This is a genomic window from Bacillus sp. JJ722, assembly GCF_036963345.1.
Lineage (GTDB): Bacteria > Bacillota > Bacilli > Bacillales > DSM-1321 > Bacillus_AD.
The window spans coordinates 1-1,698 of sequence record NZ_JBALMO010000394.1 but is presented as its reverse complement, the minus strand read 5'-3'; the positions used below and the strand labels follow the sequence as shown (position 1 = coordinate 1,698).

Sequence of the window (1,698 nt, the reverse complement as noted above, 5' to 3'; positions counted from 1 at the left end):
ATCTCAGGATTCAAACCAAAGATAACTTTTTGACCTAATAATAAATTTCCTGATACACCAATATCAATGCTAATGCCTGAGATAAGGATTAAAATTACACTAAATAGTGAATGATCTTGAACAAAAAATAATAGTACAATAGATAATAGTACGAGCGCTATTGATACATTAGTCATTGTGAAAATATAACCTTTATCTGCTATTTTACCAATAGTAGGAGTTAGTAAAGCCCCAGCTATCGCAACAAAGCCAAATAATGCAATTTCATTATTTGAAAAATGTAATGGCTCAGACCTTAATAAAATTGGGATAACTGTCCAATAGAGACTAAATGTTGCAAATAAACATGCATGATAAAATGCTCTTTGTTGTAAAGGAGATGTATTTATTAGTAGCTTCACCATAGAAGCTATTAAATTTGGATATAACATGTTACTAGTCGATACTACTTCATAGTTGGGCAAAAATTTTATAATTAACAGTAATATGACAACTAGTGTTATTAATGAAAAAAGATATACCATTCTCCAGCCGAACCAATCAGCTATTCCAATAGATAATGGGCGAGCAACCATAATCCCAATCAATAAACCACCCATCACTTTACCCACATATTTACCTGTCTCTTCAATGGACACAATCCTCATTGTTAGTGGAACTAGCATTTGAGCTGCACAGGCTCCAATGCCAATTATGGTTGTGAATATTAAAAAAACAATTCCATTTGTCGAAATTAGCGTACCAATTAATGAAATAATAGTAAGCCCGATAAGAATTCCTATTATTTTCTTACTTTTAAATATATCAGCCATTGGTACGATAAAAAATAAGCCCAATACATATCCAATTTGTGTCAGAGTAGTAAGCAATCCAGATAAATCAGAAGAGATGTTCAAATCTTTTGCAATGAATTGTACAATTGGTTGTGCATAATAAATATTAGCAGCAAGTGAACCACAACTAATCGCCAAAATAAATATTAGAAAATTTGTCTTTTTAGTCACCTTTATCATTCCTTTAGCTTATCCTTATTAATTTTGGTACGTTCGTTCCGTAATGATTAAAAAAGAAAGACTATAGGTCTGCAATAGTCTTATCTACTAGATTATAGGCTAAATTTTTCTCTTTTTTATATCTGGACATTAAGTTAATGCTGTGATTTAAACTTAATAAAGAATATGCAACTAATTCAGAGTTAGCCTCTTGTGAAATTTCTCCTTTCTTTTTTCCTTCTTCAATGACTTGCTTAAATACTTTTTCAAGTTCATTAAAATCATTTAGAAGTATTTCTTCTATGGAAGGATCAATATGTCCAATAAGCAGTGAAGAATTAGTTATAATACAACTTTTGGGAATGTCATTTGAATAGCATTCTTCAATATGTTGATAAAAAAAGGATTTAAGAGATGCTTTATTGCTTATACCACTAAAAAGTAAACTTCTCTTTCGATAGCCATAGTTTTTATAATGTTCTAATACCTGTTTAAATAGTTCATCCTTATCTCCAAAACTATCGTAGAGAGTAGATCGACTTATTCCCATCGTATCAATAAGATCTGAGATATATGTAGCGTCATAACCTTTTTCCCAGAATAAATACATAGCTTTATTCAAAGCATGTTCTTTGTTAAAATTAATACGTCTACCCAATTTACAACACCCCCTTCATATAATTTAGTATAAAGATTACGGAACGAT

2 protein-coding genes are annotated in these 1,698 nt (G+C 30.4%); both read right to left on the bottom strand.

Going from position 1 to position 1,698, the window contains the following annotated elements; translation table 11 throughout:
- The coding region (locus tag V7014_RS26670) for an MFS transporter (protein WP_335512073.1) at nucleotides 1–1,013 on the bottom strand (1,013 nt) is incomplete at its 3' end.
- A gap of 61 nt (nucleotides 1,014–1,074) precedes the next feature.
- A complete protein-coding gene (locus tag V7014_RS26665; protein ID WP_335512071.1) occupies nucleotides 1,075–1,650 on the bottom strand; it encodes a TetR/AcrR family transcriptional regulator in 576 nt (191 codons plus the stop codon).
- Nucleotides 1,651–1,698 lie beyond the last annotated feature (48 nt).